Here is a 21,579-nt window from a genome sequence, read left to right on the forward strand (position 1 = left end):
CCAAAATTGACAGTATTGTTCCCAAATTAGACAGCCTTGATTTAGAGGGAAGCGTACTTTTAACCTATACATTAGGTTAATGAATTGGAAAGTCATTGTCTGGTTAGGCAGTGACTTTTTTGTTGGCATAAACGTTCCGTCTTTACGACCCATAAAGTCTGTTGAATACCGCACAAAAGGTGTGATAACGAACTGATACTGCTGCTTATCATTTTAGCAATATATTGTATTTAAGACCACTTACTTTCTGGTATGATTTTCGTTATGATTCGATTTAATACAATCAGTTTCACCTAAAACTTTACCCTCTGATGAATTATTTTCGGACTGTAATGGCCCTCATTCTCATTTTCGCTGGCTCGTTACAAGCGCAAACAGGCACACGGTATTTGAATCAGAACCCGCCCGGTAGGATACCCATCGTGTTTGCTCCGGATGTCGTTTCATTGAAAGATCATTACGAGTACGGGTCGGTTTTTTCGAGCGACGGTACGGAATTCTATTACGCGGTTATCATCAATAAGAAACCACAAATTCGGTGCATACGGTTTGAGAACAATGTCTGGACCGCTCCAAAAACCGTCATTGGCAGCGATCGATACGAATACAACGATCCCTTTCTATCACCGGATGAAAAGCGGTTGTATTTTATTTCAGATCGGGCGGTTGATGGGCAGGGGGAAAAGAAAGATTTTGACATTTGGTATATCGAGCGGCAAAAAAACGCTTGGTCAACAGTGCCGGTGAATGCCGGACCGGGTATCAACACCGGCAAAAATGAGTATTACATGTCCTTTACGAAAGAAGGTACGATGTACTTTTCGTCGAATGGCGGCACCGATCACTCTACGGATAAGAATTATGACATCCGGTTTTCCCCGTCTGTCCGCGGGAAATTTCAGCCTTCCCAGCCCTTACCCCCTGCCGTCAATACCGCACATTACGAAGCCGATGTTTTTGTGTCACCGGATGAGCAATACGTCATTTTCTGCGCCGAACGCCCGGACGGATTTGGAAAGGGCGATTTATACATCAGCTTCAAAAGTAAAACCGGTGCGTGGCAGAAAGCGAAAAACCTGGGTTCTGTGATCAATACCGATGCCTATGAATTTTGCCCTTTCATGACCAGCGATGGCAAATACCTGTTCTTTTCCCGCGACGGAGATATCTTTTGGGTGGATGCAACGGTAATCGAGACATTAAAATAGCATACGTCACCTTTTTTCTCAAATTCCCGCTTTTAAAGAACGTTCAGGAGTTTTACTGATTGCGGCTCTGTGAAAAATGAGGGTTTCGTTCAGCGTGTCGAAACTGAGTTCGATCCAACCCGCATACCGTTTCTGGTCTTTATAAACCTGTACGGGCAAAAAATCGTGACGACTTGCTTTCCAGTCGCCTTCCCAGTAAGGGGGCTTCGTTTCAGAAATGATTTTCTGAGCCAGTACACTGAAAGAAATCCGGTACCAGATAAACCCACCAAAGTTACTTATTGGAATTTCTTCCCCTTTCCTGAAACGGGCAATGGATTCCTCCGCATTGATTGGCAGGTAACTATCTACGCCTGACAGAACCGTATACTGCACTTTGTCTACTTTATCAAATGGATCACCGACCAGCTGGGTTCCGAAAACGAAATCCCGAATCCCATCCTTGTTCAGGTCGAACGCCAACCCCTCACCCCGTTTTATTTCCTTACCTGTCAGGTCGGTATACTCCACTGATTCAGCCGGCAAGTCCGTATCGGGTGGCTTTGGTACGACACCCTGATCATCTGTTTTTTGGCAGGCTGCTGTCAACACCAGGAAGGCTGTCAGCACCCATAAGCCCTTCGTTTTTTGCATAAAATGATTGTGAAAGACCACGTTTTGTTTATATCACCCAGACCCGAACGCGAAGCCCTGGGTACAGCAAAACGTTTCCAGACCGCCCGTTTACGGGCTGATCCGTCAAAAGTGGCGGATGAAACGACATGGTGGTCTTATCAATCTTTCATACCAAAGCCTGCTATCAGGGATCGAACGGACCGTTTGCAATAGATAGAATCCAAAACTTTTGGAAACAAACCCAGGCTTTTGAAAAAACGCATCGGCAGGAAGATCTTCGTTTTTTAGGCTCTGGCTGCACTTTTTACAATCCTCTTTTGCCGTAACTTCAGACTTATTTACCGTTTGCTAAATACAAAGCATGATCTTTAAAAAGTTTTTGTACGTTTAACCATGATCCTCATTCGGTCATGTGTTACGACGTACAAACCCGACATTATTTTGTTGTTACCCGTTTAAACTACTGTGATTTAAAGTTAAAATGTGATTCCGGTTCATTACAGATACCCTACTGTTGCTCATTTTATTTACCTATACTGTTTAGCCGTTCATTTCTTTTAAAAAGGGTTACCATTACTCAACGTTATTATTTTCTTCATTCGATTTAAAGTACAGTATTCCTGTCTATACACGTTCAAACCGGGCTATTCTCCATCGGTATAGAACCCCGTTGGTGAACCGTATCTTTCTTTTTCCAACGCATCGTAACCATGCAAGTCCTCAAACAAAACAGCAAAGGAGCCGACGTTAAAAAATGGCAGTTATTTCTGATCGGGCAGGGTTTTGAACTCGGTGTGGCTGATGGCAAGTTTGGCCTGCGGACGCACGAAGCGACGGTTGCTTTCCAAAAGAAAAATAACCTGCTGGACGATGGCGTTGTCGGCAACAAAACCGTCGGCGTTGCCATGCAACTGGGCTTCCCGGTTCTGACCAACCCCGATCTGGCCAAAGAAGGACCCAACTGGCCTCCGAAACCTGACTTTTCCCCACTCATTGGCATAACCGCCCGTCAGGCACTGTTTGGGAAGTTTAAATTCGCGGCTGCCCCCATTCCCGGAAATCCGGAAAACATCAGGATCCTGGACGACTGGGAATCCAAAAACATTGTCAAAGTGACCATACCGCAACTGATCGGGAAAACCGGTGCTCCGGCCAATGGCACCATTCGATTCCACCATCTGGCTACTCCCCAACTGGTGTCAATGTGGGCCGAATGGGAGAACGAGGGCTTGCTCGATCTGGTGTTGAGCTACGCCGGGTCGTTCGTACCCCGGTTTGTCCGGGGCAGCCGCACCGAGTTGAGCAACCACGCTTTCGGTACGGCTTTCGATATCAATGTGCCCCAGAACATGCTGTCGACCATGCCCGCACTCGTCGGAAAAAAAGGGAGTCTGCGCGAACTCGTGCCGATTGCCAACAAACACGGTTTTTACTGGGGCGGCCACTTCACACGGCTCGACGGCATGCACTTCGAAGTGGCCAAATTGAAGTAGTGCCCAACCCCCAGGCATTATTTCCGGTAATCCAGCGGTGGTTTCCGATCGCCGGCCAGCGATTTGTAGACAAATCCATCCCCCCTGGCTTTGTTCAATTCAACTTTGGCCTGCTCAATGACGGCCGGTTGCTGAAAAAGGTCGATGGCCGTCAGCGAAATGGTTTTGGCCGCCACCAGCATGCCTTTAAAACCGATCGACATGCCATCACAGGCTACGGCCTGCCAGCTATGCGCCGGAACGCCCGGTACCCAGGTGGCCGCCGACAGCCCGACCGTTGGCAACACCCAACTGACATCGCCGACATCGGTGGACGCCGAACCCACGCCATTCAGGACATACGGCAGAATGTCGGAAGCGCGACTTAAGGGCGGCAGGCTTTCCGAATTAACGGTTTTCCGGATTTTGTTGGCGAATTCCGTTTCGGCGGGCGTATACTTGTTGCCCCCCACCTGCTCCAGATTCTTCTGCATGAGTTTCGCCAGGGTTTCATTCGGCAGCAGGTTATAGAGCCCCGCCATCACTTCGTGGGTCATCGTCGTTTCGGTACCGAGTGCAGCCGCCTGAGCGGTTTTCATCAAGCGCGCCCACACTTCTTCCAGGCCTTTCGCCGACGGGTGGCGAATGGTGTACTCCACTTCGGCGTAGTCAGGAACGATGTTGGAAGTCAGACCGCCCTTCTTGATGACGTAATGAATCCGGGTGCTGGACGTCACGTGTTCGCGCATCATGTTGACCATGTAGTTCATCGCTTCGACGGCATCGAGGGCCGACCGGCCTTTTTCGGGCGCAGCCGCTGCGTGGGCCGCCAGTCCATTAAACTGAAACGTAGCAACGCGGTAGGCCAGCGAGGACGACGGACTCGCGCTGTTGTTATCGCCCGGATGCCAGTGCAGCACCGCGTCGACCTTATCAAAAAGACCCGCCTTCACCAGATACGTTTTGCCACCGCCCGCGCCTTCTTCGGCCGGAGTGCCCACCAACTGAATCGTGCCGGATTTACCGGACTGCTGCAGGTAGTTTTTGGCCGCTATGGCCGCAGCGACCGAACCTACCCCGAACAGATTATGCCCACAGGCGTGACCGTAGGCATTCGGTACGAGCGGTTTTCGAACCGGCACGGAATCCTGCGACAAACCGGGCAGGGCATCCATTTCAGCCAGAATGCTGATCACCGGTGCGCCTTTCCCGAAACTGGCCACGAAGGCCGTGGGCATATCTGCCACGCCCGTCGTGATGCTGAAGCCCTGATCCTGTAATTCTTTCTGAAGCAGTTTGCTGGTTTCATTTTCCATGTAACCGGGTTCAGCCAGTTTCCAGATTCGCTGCGCGAGAGCCGAATAATGGGAATATTGTTTGTCTAATTGAGAAATTACCGCAGCTTTTTCTTTTTGAGCACGTGCGGATTGGCCCAATAATACTACTACCAACAGCACAAATGCTGACTTTACCTGAAACATAAATAGAAATTTTAGGTGTAAAATTTGGAAATATTGCTAAAATTCAAAATTATCAATTGAATCAGGCTCAATATAGAAGGATGCGGTAACATTGACAACAAAAAAAGCTCTCTAACCCTTTCTTTTGGCTACCTTTCCCAGAGTCATTCTCTTTGCTTCCAATGCGTTAGCTTTCAGCCGTTCACTCTCCCAGGTAAGCGTACGGGTCTTCGTTTCACCTTCCATTTGACGTTAAATAAGACGTTTTTTATAAGGTGGTTCTTTACAGTATATTTGACGTTTCAATCAACGTTAATCTGAACAGTATGATTTTTACTTTAGGTGGCATTAAGGGGGGTAGCGGGAAGTCTACCATTGCTACGAACCTCACCGTATGGTTGTCTAAACAGGGTTTTGATGTGTTGCTGGTGGATGCCGACGAACAACAGACGGCCACCAAATTTACCAAATGGCGGGAAGTGAACACCGACGGAAACAGCGGGTATACAGCAACGGTTTTGACCGGTGATGCCGTCCGCCAGCAAGTGTCAAAATTCAAACCCAAGTTCGATCACATTGTCATCGACTCCGGAGGACGCGATACGATGAGCCAGCGGGCAGCGCTGTTTGTATCGGATGCACTGCTGGTTCCTTTTAACCCGCGCAGCTTCGATTTATGGACCATCGCCGACGTCGAGACACTGGTGAAAGAAGTCCGCTCATTGAAACCGACCGACCTTCACGCGTTTGCCCTTCTGAACCGGGCCGATCCGAAAGGCACCGACAACAAAGACTCGGCGGAACTGCTGCAGGAAAGCAGCGTTATCGAATACGTGGGGCCGCCCATCGTTTCACGCAAGAGTTTTGCCAATGCTTCCAGCAATGGTCTTGGCGTCATCGAAAACCAGCCTGCCGACCAGAAAGCCATTCACGAAATCACTTTGGTTTTCAAGATAATTATGGAAAAATTAGGCGCAGAAATAAACGTCTGAAATAACGTTGAAATTTACGTTATTTTTAACCTCTTAAAAAATGTCTGTTATGGCCATTTCAAAAGCGCCGGAGCCGCCAAAACCGGAACAACCAAGCCGAAAGGTATCCGAGAAAAAGATCCAGCAATTCATCAGCCAGGGGGGCAGTCCAACCGCAAAAAACCGCATGGGTCAGGACGACCCGGAGGAGATGAAGAGTATTAAACTCATTATGACAGCCTCCGAAATGGAGACCATCAAACAACTCCGGGACAAACGCCCCCGGAGCCGCAGCCGGAAAATTACCATCTCCGTTCACGACTGGGTTATTGAAGCCATTCAGGAAAAGATCGAACGCGAAAAGAAGAAATACAATTTGACGTCATTTTAGATGTCTTTTTCAGCGTTGAGAACGACGTTATTTTTAATCCCGAAAATAACGTCGTTCTCAACGCTAAGTTCACGGTTATACCATACAGAACAGGAATTTTCTGCCAGTTTCAAGCGGCTTGAAACTACCCGCCCCTGTTTGCCTGTCAGAAAATCAAATCGCCGTTTGCTAGTTTTGAAAGTCCTCTGCCTTCTTCTCCCCTTCTCTTGCCCATAAGCAAAAAAGTTCGACTTCCAGGTGCTCACCTTATCAGATGTTATAGCTGAAAGTCACTTGACACCTTTCTTTTGTATCCATTCATCGTACGACGGTGCTTATTAAGACTTCTACCAGATTTAGTAGGATTAAACCAAACGAGAAGGGCTAATTCCGTGTCGGAGTGGTCTTTTTAGCGCATTCCGCCCTGATCCTGTGTCTGGTATTTATTTAGAATTTGCAGCAGCAGACAGCGATTGTTATGAGGATAAATACTTAATTTGTTGAAAATAATTTACAAGTAATCGTGCGAATTATTTTAATTACTATTTAATTTGCAATGTCATCGTTTTTTAATAGATGAAACCATGCGATCTGCTTAAGATTGCCACCATCGTACCGTCTTACTTGAGCAAGGGTCTTTTTTTATTACACGCACATCGCATGTCACAACAAACCCAATGGTTTGTATGTGCATCTCATTTCCGTACTACTCTTTGACAATTAAAAGGTTCATCCGGGTTTATATCCGTTACCGTTATTGTCTTTTTCGCTATACTAAATAAGTACGATTTCACCTTCATCCGGGACGAATACTGTACATTCCTGAACGTTTTAAAATCAATATTGAATGGAACAATATGATACTGATACCATCGAGATTGTTTTACAGCAACAGGCCGGCATCCAGCAGGCAATCGTACTAAAGCGGAAGAATCAACTAGTTCAGACAACGTTAGTTGCTTACCTGATTGCCACCGAAACGGAGTTAGAAACCCCCGCCATTCGGTCTGCTTTGGCACAGCATTTACCTGATTCTATGATTCCTTCCCATTATATCTGGCTGAAGGATTTCCCCCGAACCAGCACGGGAGAAATTGACAACTCGGCTTTGCCAATCCCTGATTTTATGATTCCATTTCCTGAAAATAAAACCGTAGTGACCTTATTTTGTGAGCAGGTCGAAAAAACGCCGGATAAGGTAGCCATGACGTTTAATGATAAACAAATAACGTATCAACAACTGGATGATAAATCCAGTCAACTGGCTAATTATCTCAAAAAAAAGAACATAAAAACCGGAACCCTCGTCCCCATCTGCCTGAATCGCTCGCTGGAGTTGCTGGTGGGAATTCTGGGGATTCTGAAGGCCGGCGGGGCCTATGTACCTATCGATCCGGAATACCCCCAGGACCGGGTTGCCTACATGCTTTCCGATAGTGACAGTTGTCTGGCAGTTACGGATGTTCCCTCCAGTGTTTTGTTAAAGGGCCGGGAGAAATTGGAACCGGTGTTTATCGATCGGGACTGGGAGATGATTGCCCGGGAGTCTACCCAACCGCCTTCCAATGCGTTCACGCCCCAGGATCTGGCCTACGTCCTCTACACCTCGGGCTCCACCGGCAAACCCAAAGGCGTGCTCATCGAGCACCACAACCTGGTGAATTTCCTCTGGAGCATGATCGACAAGCCCGGCATCACGCCCAGCGATACCATTCTGGCGGTCACCACCATTTCCTTCGACATTGCCGGTCTCGATCTGTTTCTGCCCCTGATTGTGGGAGCCTCCGTCCGGCTGACCGATCTGACCACCTCCCGCGATGGCCGGGCGTTACTGAACCTGATTGAGAACCACAACATCACCATCATGCAGGCCACTCCGTTCACGTGGCGAATGATGCTCGATTCGGGCTGGAAAAAATCCCTGCCGCTGAAAGTACTCTGCGGGGGCGAACCCATGGCTCAGGACCTGGTGGAAAAGCTCACCGGCAAGGCGGCTGAAATATGGAACCTGTATGGGCCTACGGAAACAACGGTTTGGGCCACCGTGAAACACATCCGGCTGGGCGAAACGATTACCGTGGGCCGTCCCATCCACAACGTCCTGGTTTACATCCTGGATGAACAGCAACAACCGGTAGCGGAAGGTGAAGTCGGGGAATTGTGGATTGGAGGAGCAGGCGTCGCCCGGGGCTATCTGAACCGCCCCGAGTTGACCCAGGAACGGTTTGTGGCCGATCCGTTTGCCGAAACAGCCGGAGGGCGAATGTACCGCACGGGGGATCTGGGGCGGTTTCTGGAAAACGGCGAAATTCTCTGCCTGGGCCGCATCGATCATCAGGTAAAAATCAGAGGCTATCGGATTGAACTCGGCGAGATTGACAACGTCCTGCATCAATTTCCCGGCGTCAAACAGTGTGTCGTCGATGCCAAAGAAGGACCGGGCGGAGACAAACGACTGATCGGATACCTTATTCCCGAAGGTGAATTTAATAAACAGGAAGCGATCCAGTTTTTGCAATCCAAGTTGCCGGATTATATGGTTCCGCAATTGTTGATGGAACTGGCTGAAATCCCGTTAACCAGCAACGGCAAGGTCGACCGCAAGGCGTTACCCAACCCCGATGCCTCCGAGCTCCTAACGAGGGAATTCATATTACCGGGCACGAAAGTGGAAAACAACCTGGTAGACCTCTGGAAAGAACTCCTGAAAGTAAGCCACGTCAGCATTCAGGATAACTTTTTCGAATTGGGTGGCAACTCCTTTCTGGCGTTGCGAATGATGCTCAGCCTGAAAGAAAAATATGCCTATGAATTGCCCGTTACCACCATTTATCAATACCCGACGGTGGCCGGGCTGGCCGGCTTTCTGGAAGGAAAAAAAGGGAATTCCGGCCCAAAAAGAAAGACCGTAAACCGGTCGGGCAGTACGGGTGACATCGCCGTCATCGGCATGGCCGGGCGTTTTCCCGGTGCCAACACGATTGCGGAATTGTGGACGGTTTTGAAAGAAGGCCGGGAAACCATTTCCTTTTTTACCGACGAAGAACTGGATCAATCGTTGCCCCCCGAACTGACGCAGGACGCAAACTACGTGAAAGCCCGGGGCGTCGTTTCAGGTGCCAGTCAGTTCGACCCCCGCTTTTTTGGCCTGAATCCGAAACTGGTAGAACTCATGGACCCCCAGCAACGGATTTTCCTTGAAATTGCCTGGGAGGCCCTGGAGCATGGCGGTTATTTACCCCAAAAATATGACGGACTGATTGGGGTCTATGCGGGCTGTGGTAACAACACCTATTACTACAACCATGTGCTGACCAATCCATTCCTGATGAATCAGGTTGGCAGCTATCAGGTGATGACCGCGAATGAGAAAGATTACATCGCCACCCGGACGGCCTACCAACTGAATTTGACGGGGCCGGCAGTTAGCGTTCATTCCGCCTGTTCAACCTCTCTGCTGGCGATCGCACAGGCCGTCGATAGCCTGCGCAACGGCCAGTGTGATGTTGCGTTGGCGGGCGGGTCCAGTATTCGGGCTCCGTTGACAAGCGGTCATCTCTACGAGGAAGGGTCCATTTACAGCCGTGACGGGCATTGCCGCTCGTTCGATTCGGATGCGCAGGGCACGGTTTTCAGCGATGGTGCAGGGGTGGTATTGTTGAAAAACGCCGAAGCCGCCCGACAGGATGGTGACACCATCTACGCCATCATCAAAGGAACCGGCGTCAACAATGATGGAAGCGGCAAAGGGAGCTTTACGGCCCCCAGTGCCGAAGGACAGGCAGGGGCCATCCGAATGGCGATCGACGATGCCCGCATCGATCCGGCGACCATCAGCTACGTTGAAGCCCACGGAACGGCCACCCCAATTGGTGATCCCATCGAAATCGAAGGGTTAAAAATGGCTTTCGGGAATCAGGTTCCCACCCAATATTGTGCCATCGGTTCCATCAAAAGCAACATGGGGCACCTGGACGCTGCCGCCGGGGTTGCCGGATTTATTAAAACGGCCCTGGCGCTGCATCACAAACAGATCCCGGCCACGCTCCATTTCTCGACGCCGAATCCGGCCATTGATTTCGCCAACAGCCCGTTTTTTGTGAATACTGCGTTTGGTGCCTGGCCAGCGTCGGTTTCAAATCCTGACCAGCCCCGCCGGGCGGGCGTCAGCTCTTTTGGAGTTGGCGGAACGAATGTTCATATCGTATTGGAAGAGTTCGTCAGTGAGGGATTACCGCCCGTTACCGATCCGGCAGAACCGCAACGCCCGGTTCAATTGATCACCTGGTCGGCCAAATCGACGGCCAGCCGGGAAGCGTATGGCCAGCAACTGGCAGCGCACCTGGAGCAAAACCCGACCTTGAATCTGGCGGATGTGGCGTATACCCTGCAAACAGCCCGGGCGGATTTCAACCACCGGCGGTTTGTAACGGCTACCTCGTCAGAAGCACTGATCGGGCATTTACGACTTGAAAACGGCCCGGCATCGAGCCAGAAAACGCTGCAGGAACCACCGGGCGATGTCGTCTTTCTTTTTCCGGGGCAGGGCGCGCAATACCTCAACATGGGCCGTGACCTGTATGAGAACGAGCCGGTTTATAAACAGGCCGTAGACCACTGCGCCGACTTACTCCGGGAATACCTGGAAGTCGATATCCGCCAGGTTCTGTTTCCCGACGAAACCAGCCGGGAAACGGAAGAACGACTCAAAAATACACGGTTTACGCAACCGGCTATTTTTGTCACCGAATATGCCCTGGCGAGGGTATGGCTGAGTTGGGGCATCGAACCCACGGCTTTCTGCGGTCACAGCATTGGTGAATTTGTGGGGGCGCATTTGGCCGGTATTTTTTCGCTGGAAGATGCCATCCGGCTGATTGCGGTTCGCGGCCGGTTGGTGAGCGAACTTCCTACGGGGAGCATGCTCTCGGTGCGGGCCGGCGCGGAGCAGATAACCGCCCTGATGCCCGAAACGTTATCCGTGGCCGCTTTCAACAGCCATTCCCTGTGTGTCGTTGCCGGTGAAGATGAAGAAATCGCCTGTTTTGCCAGACTCCTGGATCAAAAAGAAATACCGAATCGGGTACTGGCAACGAGTCACGCTTTTCATTCGAACATGATGGATTCGGTCGTTCCCGTCTTTGAAAAAACCGTTCAGCAGGTTCGTTTGCACCATCCGCGAAAACCGGTCATCTCGACCGTAAGCGGCACCTGGCTGACGGATGCACAGGCGACGGACCCAGCCTACTGGGCTACCCACCTGCGCTTGCCTGTGCGCTTTGCCGATGCCCTGGACTCTATTGTTGAATTGAACCGACCGGTTCTGCTGGAAGTTGGCCCCGGTAGCGGCCTGACAACCCTGGCCCGCCAGCAGGCGGGTTCCAAACCGGCCGCGCTGGCCACCAGCCTCGACCGAAAAGGCGTGTCAACCGATTACCAGGCGTTGCTGAATGGTCTGGGTCAGGTGTGGCTCCACGGCCTGGAGCCCGACTGGGAAGCTTTCTACCTCCGTCAAAACCGGGTAAAAGCAGACCTGCCCACGTATGCGTTCGATCGAAAACGGTATTGGGTCGATCCACCAAAACCCGCTGCGTCTGCGATCAGTCCGACACCCGTTTCGGGGGAGAACGTACTGGCGAACATCCGGCCCCAAACCACCAGCCGCAAAGCGGTTCTTCTCCAGATCGTGCGGGAAAAGCTGAAAAACGCATCCGGCATTGCGGTGGACCAGATGCGACCGGAACTGAGCTTTTATGAAATGGGTCTCGATTCGTTGCTGCTGACCCAGGTATCCTCCACCCTGAAAAAAGAGTTTGGGTTGCCCATTACCTTCCGCCAACTGAACGAGGAATACGGTACACTGGACGCCCTGGTGGCCTACCTCGACCGGGACTTGCCGACGGGCGCTTATGAGCCTCAAACACCCGCTCCTGAGTCCCAACCGGCTCCCGCCCGGGCAGGAAACGCCGTTGTGAACCGTGATCCGGCCATGGATCAGATGGCCCGGCAGTTGCAGATCTTGACCGAAAAAATTGAATACCTCCAGTATACCCTGCAGAACCTGCCGTCCCTGGCTTCCCAAACCGTTCTGCCGGGACCGAACGGAGCCAGCAAACCCAGTTCTGTCAAAACACCGGAAGCCGTCGTGGAACGGCCGAAAACCATCTTGAAAATGCCCCGATCCGAGCGACCTGTCCTGGACTATGCGTTTACCAATCCGCCCATTCCGGGGGCCCGATTGGGCAAAGACCGGGATGGAAATCCGGCGTGGTTCATTTCAGATCCCGAGAAACCCGGAAGCTATTTACAGATCATACTCTAACCAGAATGGTAGCAAACTTTACGATGCCTAAAACGATAGCGGTTGATTTTGACCCTTTTGCGGGTCCCGAAATTGCGCAAATTGCACCGTCTACCGGGCCGCAAACCGAAATTTGGATCGCCTGTCTGTTGGGAGGAGATAATGCCAACCGGTCCTATAATCTAACAAACACGCTGCGATTGGAAGGGGCACTGGATCGCCGGGCCATGACCCAGGCGGTTCAGGCGGTGGTTGACCGACACGACTCTTTACGGTCTGTCGTCAGCCCCAACGGCGAACACATCTACGTCTATCAAGCGCTGCGGATTGAAATTTCCTATCAGGATCTTTCCCACAACCCGGCCCCCCAAAAAGACCGTTTGCTCGCTGACTATCTGGCGCAGGACGCGATGCACGTATTTGACCTGTTGCAGGGCCCCTTACTGAAAGTGGGTCTGTTCAAAATGTCGGAACACGTGCATGAATTGGTGCTGACCACGCACCACATCATCAGCGATGGCTGGTCGATGGGCGTCATGCTGAACGATTTGAGTGTATTTTATTCGAGTTTTGTCAACCATACCCTTCCCGATTTACCCGAAGCGCCTTCGTTTGCGGAATATGCCACGCGGCAGTTTCAGTATCTGAGCAGTGATGACTACCACCGAACGGAAGCGTTCTGGGTAAATCTGTACAAAAAGAAAATTCCGGTTTTTGACCTGCCCACTGATTTTCCCAGACCGGCCACCCGCACCTTCGACTGCCACCGCCTGGATTATACCCTCGAACCGACTCTGGTAACCGCCGTCCGGAAAGTGGCCGCAAAAGCCGGGTGCAGCTTTGCCACCACCCTGCTGGCGGCTTTTGAGGTACTGATTCACCGGCTGACCGGGCAGGATGATGTGATCATCGGTTTGCCAACAGCGGGCCAATCCATTACGGATTACCAGCAGTTGGCGGGGCATTGTGTCAATTTGTTGCCCTTGCGCAGCCAGATCGAAATGGATCTCGGTTTTTCAGACTTTTTAAAACACTGTAAAAAAACGGTTCTCGATGCGCACGAGCACCAGCGCCTGACGTTTGGCAGTCTATTGAGAAAGCTGAACGTTCCCAGGGATATTTCCAGGGTGCCGCTGGTGCCGATCATCTTTAACTTTAATCGCAAGGACGGCGATTTTAGCTTTGTTGGACTTACCCACCAGGTCGTTTATCAACCCAAAAAGTACGAAAATTTCGAACTTTTTCTGGATGTCAGTGGCGAGGATCAGGCACTCATGCTGAATTGGACGTATAACACCCACTTGTTCAAGGCGGAGACCATCGATCAGATGATGAGCGGATTGATACGGATTCTGGAAACCGTGGTGGCCGATGCATCCATTGCCATTCGCGACATCGATATCAAATCGGAGAAACCGCTGAAAAAAAATTGGGTTCCATTAAACTACACCAAAACCGATTACCCGTTTCATACACCGACGCAGACGCTGATTGCCCAAACCGCCCGGCAGCAGCCGGAAACAATCGCGCTCGTTTTTAACCGGCAAACAATAAGCTACCGGGTTTTGAACGAAACGGCCAACCAGCTCGCCCGCTACCTGATCCAAGAAGGTGTTCAGCGCGGAGACATCGTTGGCATCATGCTGGATCGGTCGCCCGAAATGGTCATGATCCTGCTGGCGGTTCTGAAAGCCGGTGCCGCCTACCTCCCGCTGGACCCCGACTACCCCGCGGATCGTCTGCAGTTTATGCTGGAGGACGCATCGGCCAAAACGCTGATTACCTCTGAAAAATACCACCACTACCTGAATACCGACACAACGGAAATTCACCTGGAGACCGCGTTAAAGGAGTCTAAAAACCATTCGAAGGAGGAGCCTGAACAGGTTGTGGAAGGAAATGACCTGGCGTACGTGCTCTATACATCGGGTTCCACCGGCAAACCCAAAGGTGTGCTCATCGAGCACCACAACCTGGTGAATTTCCTCTGGAGCATGATCCAGCAGCCCGGCATTACGCCAAATGATACCGTCCTGGCGATCACCACCATATCCTTCGACATTGCCGGCCTTGAACTATTTTTGCCCCTGATCGTGGGAGCCTCCATCCGGCTGGCCGATCAGGCCACCGCCCGCGATGGCCGGGCGTTGCTTGAACTGATCCAGACCCAGACCGTCACCATCATGCAGGCCACCCCCGCCACCTGGCGCATGGTGCTCGATTCGGGCTGGGACAAACCCCTGCCGCTGAAAGTGCTGTGTGGGGGTGAACCGCTGGCGCCGGACCTGGCCGATAAGCTCCTTGAAAAAACCGATGAGCTCTGGAACGTGTACGGACCCACCGAAACCACAGTTTGGGGCACCCTGAAGCACATCCGAAAAGACGAGCCGATTACGATTGGCCGTCCCATCCACAACACCTGGGTGTATATCCTGGATGAGCAGCAGCAGCCGGTTGCCGACGGCGAAATCGGGGAACTGTGGATTGGGGGCGCAGGGGTGGCGCGGGGGTATCTGAACCGCCCCGAGTTGACCCGGGAACGGTTTGTGGCCGATCCGTTTGCGGGGACACCGGGAGGCCGGATGTACCGCACCGGCGATCTGGGGCGGTTACTGGACAACGGCGAAATCCTGTGCCTGGGCCGCATCGATCATCAGGTAAAAATCAGAGGACACCGCATCGAGCTCGGCGAAATTGAGAATACCATTCATCAAATCCCGGAAATAAAAGAAGTGGTGGTCATCGCCCGGGAAGACCGGCCCGGCGACCAGCAGCTGGTGGCTTATGTCGTCTCCGAATCCCCGGAAATTAACCAGGCTCTCCCGAAGGAACTGGTTCAGCAGTGGAAACAGCAACTCCGGCAGCACCTTCCCGACTACATGGTTCCCCGCGCTTTTGTGGCCTTGGCGAAATTCCCGATCACCGCCAACGGCAAAATTGACCGGAAGTTACTGCCCGCGCCCGCCCTGAGCGAACGGGATAATGAAACCGGTTTTATGAGCCCGCGAACGGATGTAGAAAAACTGGTGGCTGAAATCTGGAGCCAGTGTTTGAAAATTGAAAACATCAGTGTGTTTGATAACTTTTTCGAACTGGGCGGCCATTCGCTGACGGCGGTACAGGTGATGAGCCTTTTGGAGAAAAAAACCGGTAAAAACCTGCCGCTGGCAACCCTCTTCGAGTATTCGACGATCGAAAAACTGGCGTCGATCCTGCACATGAATGGCCGGTCGGTCACCTGGGATTCGCTGGTGCCGATCAAACCCCACGGAACCAAAATTCCGCTGTATATCGTCCACGGCGCAGGCCTTCACGTGCTGCTGTTCAACACCCTGGCCTTGAGCATGGCCCCCGATCAACCGGTTTATGGCTTGCAGGCCAAGGGAATCAACAGCGAAGATCAGCCGCTTGAGAGTATTGAAGAGATTGCGGCCTATTATATCGATGCCATCAGGGCTCAAAACCCCGAAGGTCCGTATGCGTTAGCCGGGTATTCGTTTGGGGGGATCATCGCGTATGAAATGAGCAAACAACTCCGCAGGATGGGGAAAGAAGTGAAAATGCTCGCGATGTTCGATACGTATGCCTATCAGTCCAATTTTTACGACCCCTGGCCCGCGAAAGCCTGGCAAAACACCCTCACAGCGATCAAAGAGCGGCTGTATGTGCTGACGTTATTGAAAGAAAACCCCCGCGAAACCGTAGTCAATGTAACCAAATCTGTACAGAATAAAGCAAACCGGTTTTATCGAAAAATTCGCTACAACGAAGACCATCTCAAAGTGTTTCATGGCAACTATTACAAGGTGAATGAAGCCAACGAAATAGCATCCCGAAAGTACCGGCTGGAACCCCAGGAGATTACGGTAACCTTGTTTCGGGCTAAAAAACACAGCTATTATGTAGATGATTTTGAATACCTGGGCTGGAAACCGTTCGCTTTGAATGGGATTACCATTCACGAAGTTCCCGGCGACCACTTCAATTTGTTTACGTCGCCCAACGACAAAGAATTTGCCCGGATCTTACAGGAAGTTCTGGATCGCTTAACCTAACATCCGGTTTTTACCTTTTCACTTCGGTACACGATGGCAATTATTACGAATCTTGATCCCGAACGAAGAATTCTCCCCCACGGAACCCTGTTGGTCGAGGAGGTTTCCATGGACGAGGAGGTTTGGTGTGCAGTGGAAGAATTTCTGGAGAAAAACGGAAAAGTCAATGAACTGTATTTGAATACGAATTTTCACATCAACACCGAAGGCAAGTGTATCGTGCATTTGTCGAAGAAAACCTCGGTCTAAGGGCGGAGATGCGGGCGGTTTGGCATTCGATTCCGGCCTTACCGCCACTGCATCAAGGCCGAATTCAGGGCATCTTCGACCCGCCGGCGGGGTTTGTGAAAATAGATCATACCGTGACCGGGCAGCATCAGATCGGTGTCCACTTTGGCAAACCGGCGCAGCGACTCCGTGTAGCTCTTTTTATCGAAATCAATGGATCCACTCCATCCAAAATCCCCGCTTAACAGCGTCCCGATCACATCGCCACTGACGACGACCCGCTTCTGCTCCCAGTTGAACAAATAGGCTGTGCAACCCCGGCTGTGGCCGGGCAGGTGCATCACGTCGATTTCTACCCCCAGTAAGCGTAGTTTCTGGCCGTCTTCCACCCGTTGATCCACCGCAAAAGGCTGGAAGGTTTTGTGGTAGAGATATCCGCAGCAACGTTCGTCGCCGGAACCAACGGCATCGGCCGTTTCGCCCAAAGCAATGATCGGAATACCCCGCTGTTTCAGAAGGTGACCACCACCGGCATGGTCGAAATGGGCATGGGTCAGGAGGCAGTAGCGAATGTCGTCCGGCGAAAGGTCCCAATACTGCAGGTTGGTGAAAATCTGTTCCATCGTATCCCCGCAGCCGCAATCGAACAGAATCAGTCCCTGTTCCGTCTTTAAAACGTACGAATTGGCATCGTTCCACAACGCCCCCGGCTGGTCGAAGGTAAGGCCGTTCAGGTCACCGCCGACCTGAAACAGATTTTTTAGGATTTGCATAGCAATTGGTTTGTGTGGGTGAACCCGCCAGGATGTAATACGGTTTTGCCTTGCCATTCGGGCTATTCAGGATGTTTGAAAAACGAATCATTCGCCAAAATTCCACTTTGCCTTTTGAAGTCAGTATTATTTTTAGACCAAATCCTAAGTAAGTTGCCGGGCTGTCCGCAACATTTCTTACTTTTCCGGCTTAAACACAAACATCCACTTTATGGAAATCAAACGCAATGCCACCGCCCATTGGGAAGGTTCAGGCAAAGATGGTAAAGGTACGGTCAGCACCGCCAGCACCGTTCTGGACGGAACCCAATACTCTTTCAACACCCGGTTTGCCGATGGCGTAGGGACCAATCCCGAAGAACTGGCGGCTGCCGCCCACGCCGGCTGTTTTGCGATGCAACTCGCTTTTAACATTCAGGGAGCCGGTTTTACGGCCACGTTCATCGACGCCAAAGCCGTTGTTTCGCTCGATACCGCCAGCAGCAGCATCAGCAGCTCGAAGTTGACTGTGAAGGCCAGCGTTCCGGGTCTTGAGAAAGAAAAATTTGACGAACTCGTCGAGCATGCCGAAAAAAACTGCCCGATTTCAAAGTTATTCAATACGGCCATCAGCGTAGACGCGACGCTGGAATAAGGTCACCCTGTTGTATCGGAATCCCAGCCTTTCGGGATTCCGATGCCGCGAAACCATTCATCGAATATTCCCATTTCTGGCGTATCATTTGCGGTAGAATATATTAGATAGGCCATCGATTTCGTTCTATAGCGAAATGACCTATTATCTATCTATTTTTCAACCGTTGAAAAACCTAAAGGGCACAATGAGACTCATCGTCGTTTTTTTCATCCTCGTAGTGGGTATATCTTCCTGTAAAAAAAGCGATTCTGAAGCGGATAATGTCGATCCAAGAGAACAATACTACGGAACCTACGACATTGATTATTCGTCAAAAACCATCATCGGATCCATCGACTTCAATGAAGACAGCGGAAAGGGCGTCCTTACCTTCAGCAAGGGAGATGCGTCGAATGAACTGAAAATGACCACTGAATTCCCGGGTTTCAGCATCGCCAACGATGTCGTCAAATTAGACGGAACCAAGTTTACGGTCAACCGAACCCGCGACCAGATGACGCTGGGCAACAAACAATATGATGCTGAATTCCTGGGTTCAGGTCTGTTTGAAGGCCGGCTCGTCACCGTCACATCGGTCACGACCCTGAACCAAAATGGCACTGTAGCCAAATGGACCCGTTCATACAAAGGAATGAGACGATAATATCGATTCATTTTATAGCAAGTCCACCCGGTAAAAATCGAACCGGGTGGACTTTTTTGTTTACCGTCGATTTTAGCGGTATTTTTACTTCCATCAGAACCTTAACCTCCCCTACTCAGTGGCTGTCTATACCGACCATATCCGCCTGCTTTTTGGACTGAAATTAAAACAGATCCGGTTGGATAAAGGGTTATCGATCAGTGAACTGGGCCAGATTTCCGGGCTTTCGGTTTCGTACTTAACCGAAATCGAAAAAGGCCGAAAATACCCCAAAACGGATAAAATTGCGGCCCTTGCCAAGGCCATGGACGTGGACTACGATACGCTGGTTTCGCTCAAACTCAGCAAGAAACTCGAACCCATTTCCGAGCTGCTGCGCTCCCGGTTTCTAACCGAAATCCCGCTCGAACTCCTGGGCATCGACCCCTCCGATTTGCTGGAATTGCTGGCAGAAGCCCCCGCCAAAGTCAGTGCCATGATTTCGACGGTGATGAACATCGGGCGGAGTTACCACGTCAGTGTCGAACGGCTTTACATGGCGGTGCTGCGGTCGTACCAGGAAATGCACGACAACTATTTTGAAGACATCGAGCAGGATGGCGACCGGTTTTTGACGGAGTTTGCGTCGAGCCATTCGCTGGTCGATGAGAGCCTGTTGAGTAGCCTGCTACGAACCCGGTATAATTATAAACTGGTAAACTTTAGCCGGGAGAGCCACCCGGAACTGGCGGCCCTGCGCTCCGTTTTCCGCCCGGAATCCGGCACGCTATACCTCAACAGCCATTTGTCGGTTGAGCAAAAAACGTTCATTCTGGCCCGCGAAGTGGGATTTCAGTACCTCAACCTGAAAATCCGGCCCTATACCTACTCATACGTGGAAGTGGAGTCGTTCGAGCAGATTCTTAACAATTACAAAGCGTCTTATTTTGCCGGAACCATTCTGATTCGCCGGACGGATCTGATTACGCGCCTGCAGGCCATTTTCGACCAGACCAACTGGAGCAACGATGCCTTTCTCAACCTGATTCAGTCCTTCAACGCCACGCCCGAGCGGTTTTTCTACCGGCTCAGCAACCTGCTTCCCAAATACTTCGGCATCGATCAGTTGTTCTTTTACCGGTTTAACAACACCGCCGGGCAAACCAATTTCCATCTGACAAAGGAAATGCACCTGACCCGCCAGCAGGGTCCAAAAAGCATGGTCGATGAGCATTACTGCCGCCGTTGGGTGGCCCTGACCATTCTGCAGGAACTGGCTTTTCTGCAAAAAAACAAAAACCACGTAGGGGCTTTGTGTCAGGCCCAGCTTTCGACCTATGCCGACACGGGGAATACCTTCCTGATTGTGTCGGTCGCCCAGCCCTACCAGCCTCACCAGCAGCAGAACATGAGTGTGTCGATGTGCTTTAAAATGACCGACACGCTTAAAAGTAAAATGCGGTTTTTGAATCCCTTATCCCCCAACATCTCCCAGCGCATCGTCAACGAAGCCTGCGAACGCTGCGGGATTTTCGACTGCCGCGAACGCGTGGCCGCCCCCACCGGATTGCAGAAAAAACGCCAGGTCGATGCGATGAAAAAGGCGCTGGAGGAGTTGAAATAGTTAAGAGTTATGAATTACGAGTTAAATGCGTCAGCCAACTCTTAACTCATCACTTAAAAGCCGGTATTCCCGTAATTTCGTTGCCCAGAATCAGGAGGTGAATGTCGTGTGTGCCTTCATAGGTAACCACGGATTCCAGGTTCATGAGGTGGCGCATGATGGGATAGTCGCCCGAAATGCCCATCGCACCGTGAATCTGCCGGGCTTCCCGAACCACGTTCAGGGCCATTTCGACGTTGTTCCGCTTGGCCATCGAAATCTGCGCCGTGGTCGCTTTTCCTTCGTTTTTCAACACGCCCAGCCGCCAGCAGATCAACTGCGCCTTCGTGATGTCGGTGAGCATCTCGGCCAGTTTTTTCTGCACCAGTTGAAAAGCCCCAATGGGTTTTCCGAATTGCTGCCGTTCCAGGGCATACCGCCGGGCAGAGTCGTAACAATCCATGGCCGCGCCAACCACGCCCCAGGCAATTCCGTACCGCGCCTGATCGAGGCAGCGCAGCGGACTTTTCATGCCGTCGCTGCCGGGCAGCAGGTTTTCCTTCGGCACTTTTACATCCTGAAACACCAGTTCGCCCGTCGCACTGGCCCGCAACGACCATTTGTGGTGGATTTCGGGCGTCGAGAAGCCTTCCATTCCGCGTTCGACCAGCAATCCCCGGACGCGTCCCTGCTCGTTTTTTGCCCACACCACGGCCAGATCAGCCACCGGCGAATTGGTGATCCACAATTTGGAACCATTGAGCAAATAATGGTCGCTATGCTCTGTGAAGGCAGTTTGCATACCGGCGGGGTTGGAACCGTGGTCGGGTTCGGTCAGGCCAAAACAGCCCAGCCATTCGCCCGTCGCCAGTTTCGGCAAGTACTTCCGCTTTTGTTCTTCGGAGCCAAACGCATCAATCGGCCACATTACCAGCGAGCTTTGCACCGAAACACACGACCGCATCCCCGAATCACCCCGCTCGATTTCCTGCATCATCAGACCGTAGGAAATGGCATCGAGCCCGCCCCCGCCGTATTCCGCCGGAATGGTGGGTCCAAACGCACCGATTTCGCCAAACTTCCGGGGCATGTCGGCCGGAAACTCTGCCCGCTGGGCGCAGTCTTCGATGATCGGGCTGATTTCCCGATTCACAAATGCCCGCATGGCCGACCGGACGAGCTTCTGGTCGTCCGTCAGCAGCTCGTCGATCCCGTAAAAATCAGGTGCTTCAAAACCGGTGGTTTGCAGAGTTGCCATGCTGTA

General features: G+C 51.6%; 14 protein-coding genes. 10 read left to right on the top strand and 4 right to left on the bottom strand.

Annotation, left to right across the window (positions count from 1 at the left end; genetic code table 11):
* Positions 1 to 332 precede the first annotated feature (332 nt).
* A complete protein-coding gene (locus FH871_RS24740) occupies positions 333 to 1,208 on the top strand; it encodes a hypothetical protein (protein ID WP_229317549.1) in 876 nt (291 codons plus the stop codon).
* Positions 1,209 to 1,226: 18 nt separating this feature from the next.
* On the opposite strand, the gene FH871_RS24745 is transcribed toward FH871_RS24740, so the two are convergent.
* Positions 1,227 to 1,841: a hypothetical protein gene (locus FH871_RS24745; RefSeq protein WP_138994108.1), complete on the bottom strand. Its 615-nt coding sequence runs from the start codon at positions 1,839 to 1,841 to the stop codon at positions 1,227 to 1,229.
* Between the two features lie 692 nt (positions 1,842 to 2,533).
* Here FH871_RS24745 and FH871_RS24750 point away from each other — a divergent pair.
* Positions 2,534 to 3,316: a M15 family metallopeptidase gene (locus FH871_RS24750; protein ID WP_138994109.1), complete on the top strand. Its 783-nt coding sequence runs from the start codon at positions 2,534 to 2,536 to the stop codon at positions 3,314 to 3,316.
* 17 nt (positions 3,317 to 3,333) lie between these two features.
* Here FH871_RS24750 and FH871_RS24755 read toward each other — a convergent pair whose 3' ends face one another.
* Positions 3,334 to 4,776, bottom strand: coding sequence for an amidohydrolase (locus FH871_RS24755; RefSeq protein WP_138994110.1), 1,443 nt, complete (start codon positions 4,774 to 4,776; stop codon positions 3,334 to 3,336).
* 305 nt (positions 4,777 to 5,081) lie between these two features.
* Between FH871_RS24755 and FH871_RS24760 the strand changes: the two genes are divergently transcribed.
* From FH871_RS24760 to FH871_RS24780, 5 genes are all read left to right on the top strand, one after another.
* Positions 5,082 to 5,747 carry an AAA family ATPase gene (locus FH871_RS24760; RefSeq protein WP_138994111.1) on the top strand — a complete coding sequence of 222 codons (666 nt, stop codon included), beginning with the start codon at positions 5,082 to 5,084 and terminating at the stop codon, positions 5,745 to 5,747.
* A 49-nt stretch (positions 5,748 to 5,796) separates the two neighbouring features.
* The gene (locus FH871_RS24765) at positions 5,797 to 6,117 is read left to right on the top strand and encodes a hypothetical protein (RefSeq protein ID WP_138994112.1); all 321 of its coding nucleotides are present in this window, start codon (positions 5,797 to 5,799) and stop codon (positions 6,115 to 6,117) included.
* 1,015 nt (positions 6,118 to 7,132) lie between these two features.
* The gene (locus FH871_RS24770; RefSeq protein ID WP_171062941.1) at positions 7,133 to 12,418 is read left to right on the top strand and encodes a polyketide synthase; all 5,286 of its coding nucleotides are present in this window, start codon (positions 7,133 to 7,135) and stop codon (positions 12,416 to 12,418) included.
* 23 nt (positions 12,419 to 12,441) lie between these two features.
* Entirely contained in the window at positions 12,442 to 16,452 is a 4,011-nt protein-coding gene (locus FH871_RS24775) for a non-ribosomal peptide synthetase (protein WP_229317550.1), read from the top strand.
* A gap of 33 nt (positions 16,453 to 16,485) precedes the next feature.
* Positions 16,486 to 16,701, top strand: coding sequence for a hypothetical protein (locus FH871_RS24780; protein ID WP_138994115.1), 216 nt, complete (start codon positions 16,486 to 16,488; stop codon positions 16,699 to 16,701).
* 38 nt (positions 16,702 to 16,739) lie between these two features.
* Here the strand turns inward: FH871_RS24780 and FH871_RS24785 are convergent, their stop codons facing one another.
* The gene (locus tag FH871_RS24785) at positions 16,740 to 17,453 is read right to left on the bottom strand and encodes an MBL fold metallo-hydrolase (RefSeq protein WP_171062942.1); all 714 of its coding nucleotides are present in this window, start codon (positions 17,451 to 17,453) and stop codon (positions 16,740 to 16,742) included.
* A gap of 211 nt (positions 17,454 to 17,664) precedes the next feature.
* Between FH871_RS24785 and FH871_RS24790 the strand changes: the two genes are divergently transcribed.
* From FH871_RS24790 to FH871_RS24800, 3 genes are all read left to right on the top strand, one after another.
* The gene (locus FH871_RS24790; RefSeq protein ID WP_138994117.1) at positions 17,665 to 18,087 is read left to right on the top strand and encodes an OsmC family peroxiredoxin; all 423 of its coding nucleotides are present in this window, start codon (positions 17,665 to 17,667) and stop codon (positions 18,085 to 18,087) included.
* A 187-nt stretch (positions 18,088 to 18,274) separates the two neighbouring features.
* The gene (locus tag FH871_RS24795) at positions 18,275 to 18,733 is read left to right on the top strand and encodes a hypothetical protein (RefSeq protein ID WP_138994118.1); all 459 of its coding nucleotides are present in this window, start codon (positions 18,275 to 18,277) and stop codon (positions 18,731 to 18,733) included.
* Between the two features lie 118 nt (positions 18,734 to 18,851).
* Positions 18,852 to 20,336, top strand: coding sequence for a helix-turn-helix domain-containing protein (locus FH871_RS24800; RefSeq protein ID WP_138994119.1), 1,485 nt, complete (start codon positions 18,852 to 18,854; stop codon positions 20,334 to 20,336).
* Positions 20,337 to 20,385: 49 nt separating this feature from the next.
* Here FH871_RS24800 and FH871_RS24805 read toward each other — a convergent pair whose 3' ends face one another.
* Positions 20,386 to 21,573: an acyl-CoA dehydrogenase family protein gene (locus tag FH871_RS24805; protein ID WP_138994120.1), complete on the bottom strand. Its 1,188-nt coding sequence runs from the start codon at positions 21,571 to 21,573 to the stop codon at positions 20,386 to 20,388.
* Between the last annotated feature and the right edge of the window lie 6 nt (positions 21,574 to 21,579).

Origin of the sequence: Larkinella sp. C7 (assembly GCF_006149005.1) — a bacterium.
In the GTDB taxonomy this organism is placed as follows: Bacteria; Bacteroidota; Bacteroidia; order Cytophagales; family Spirosomataceae; genus Larkinella.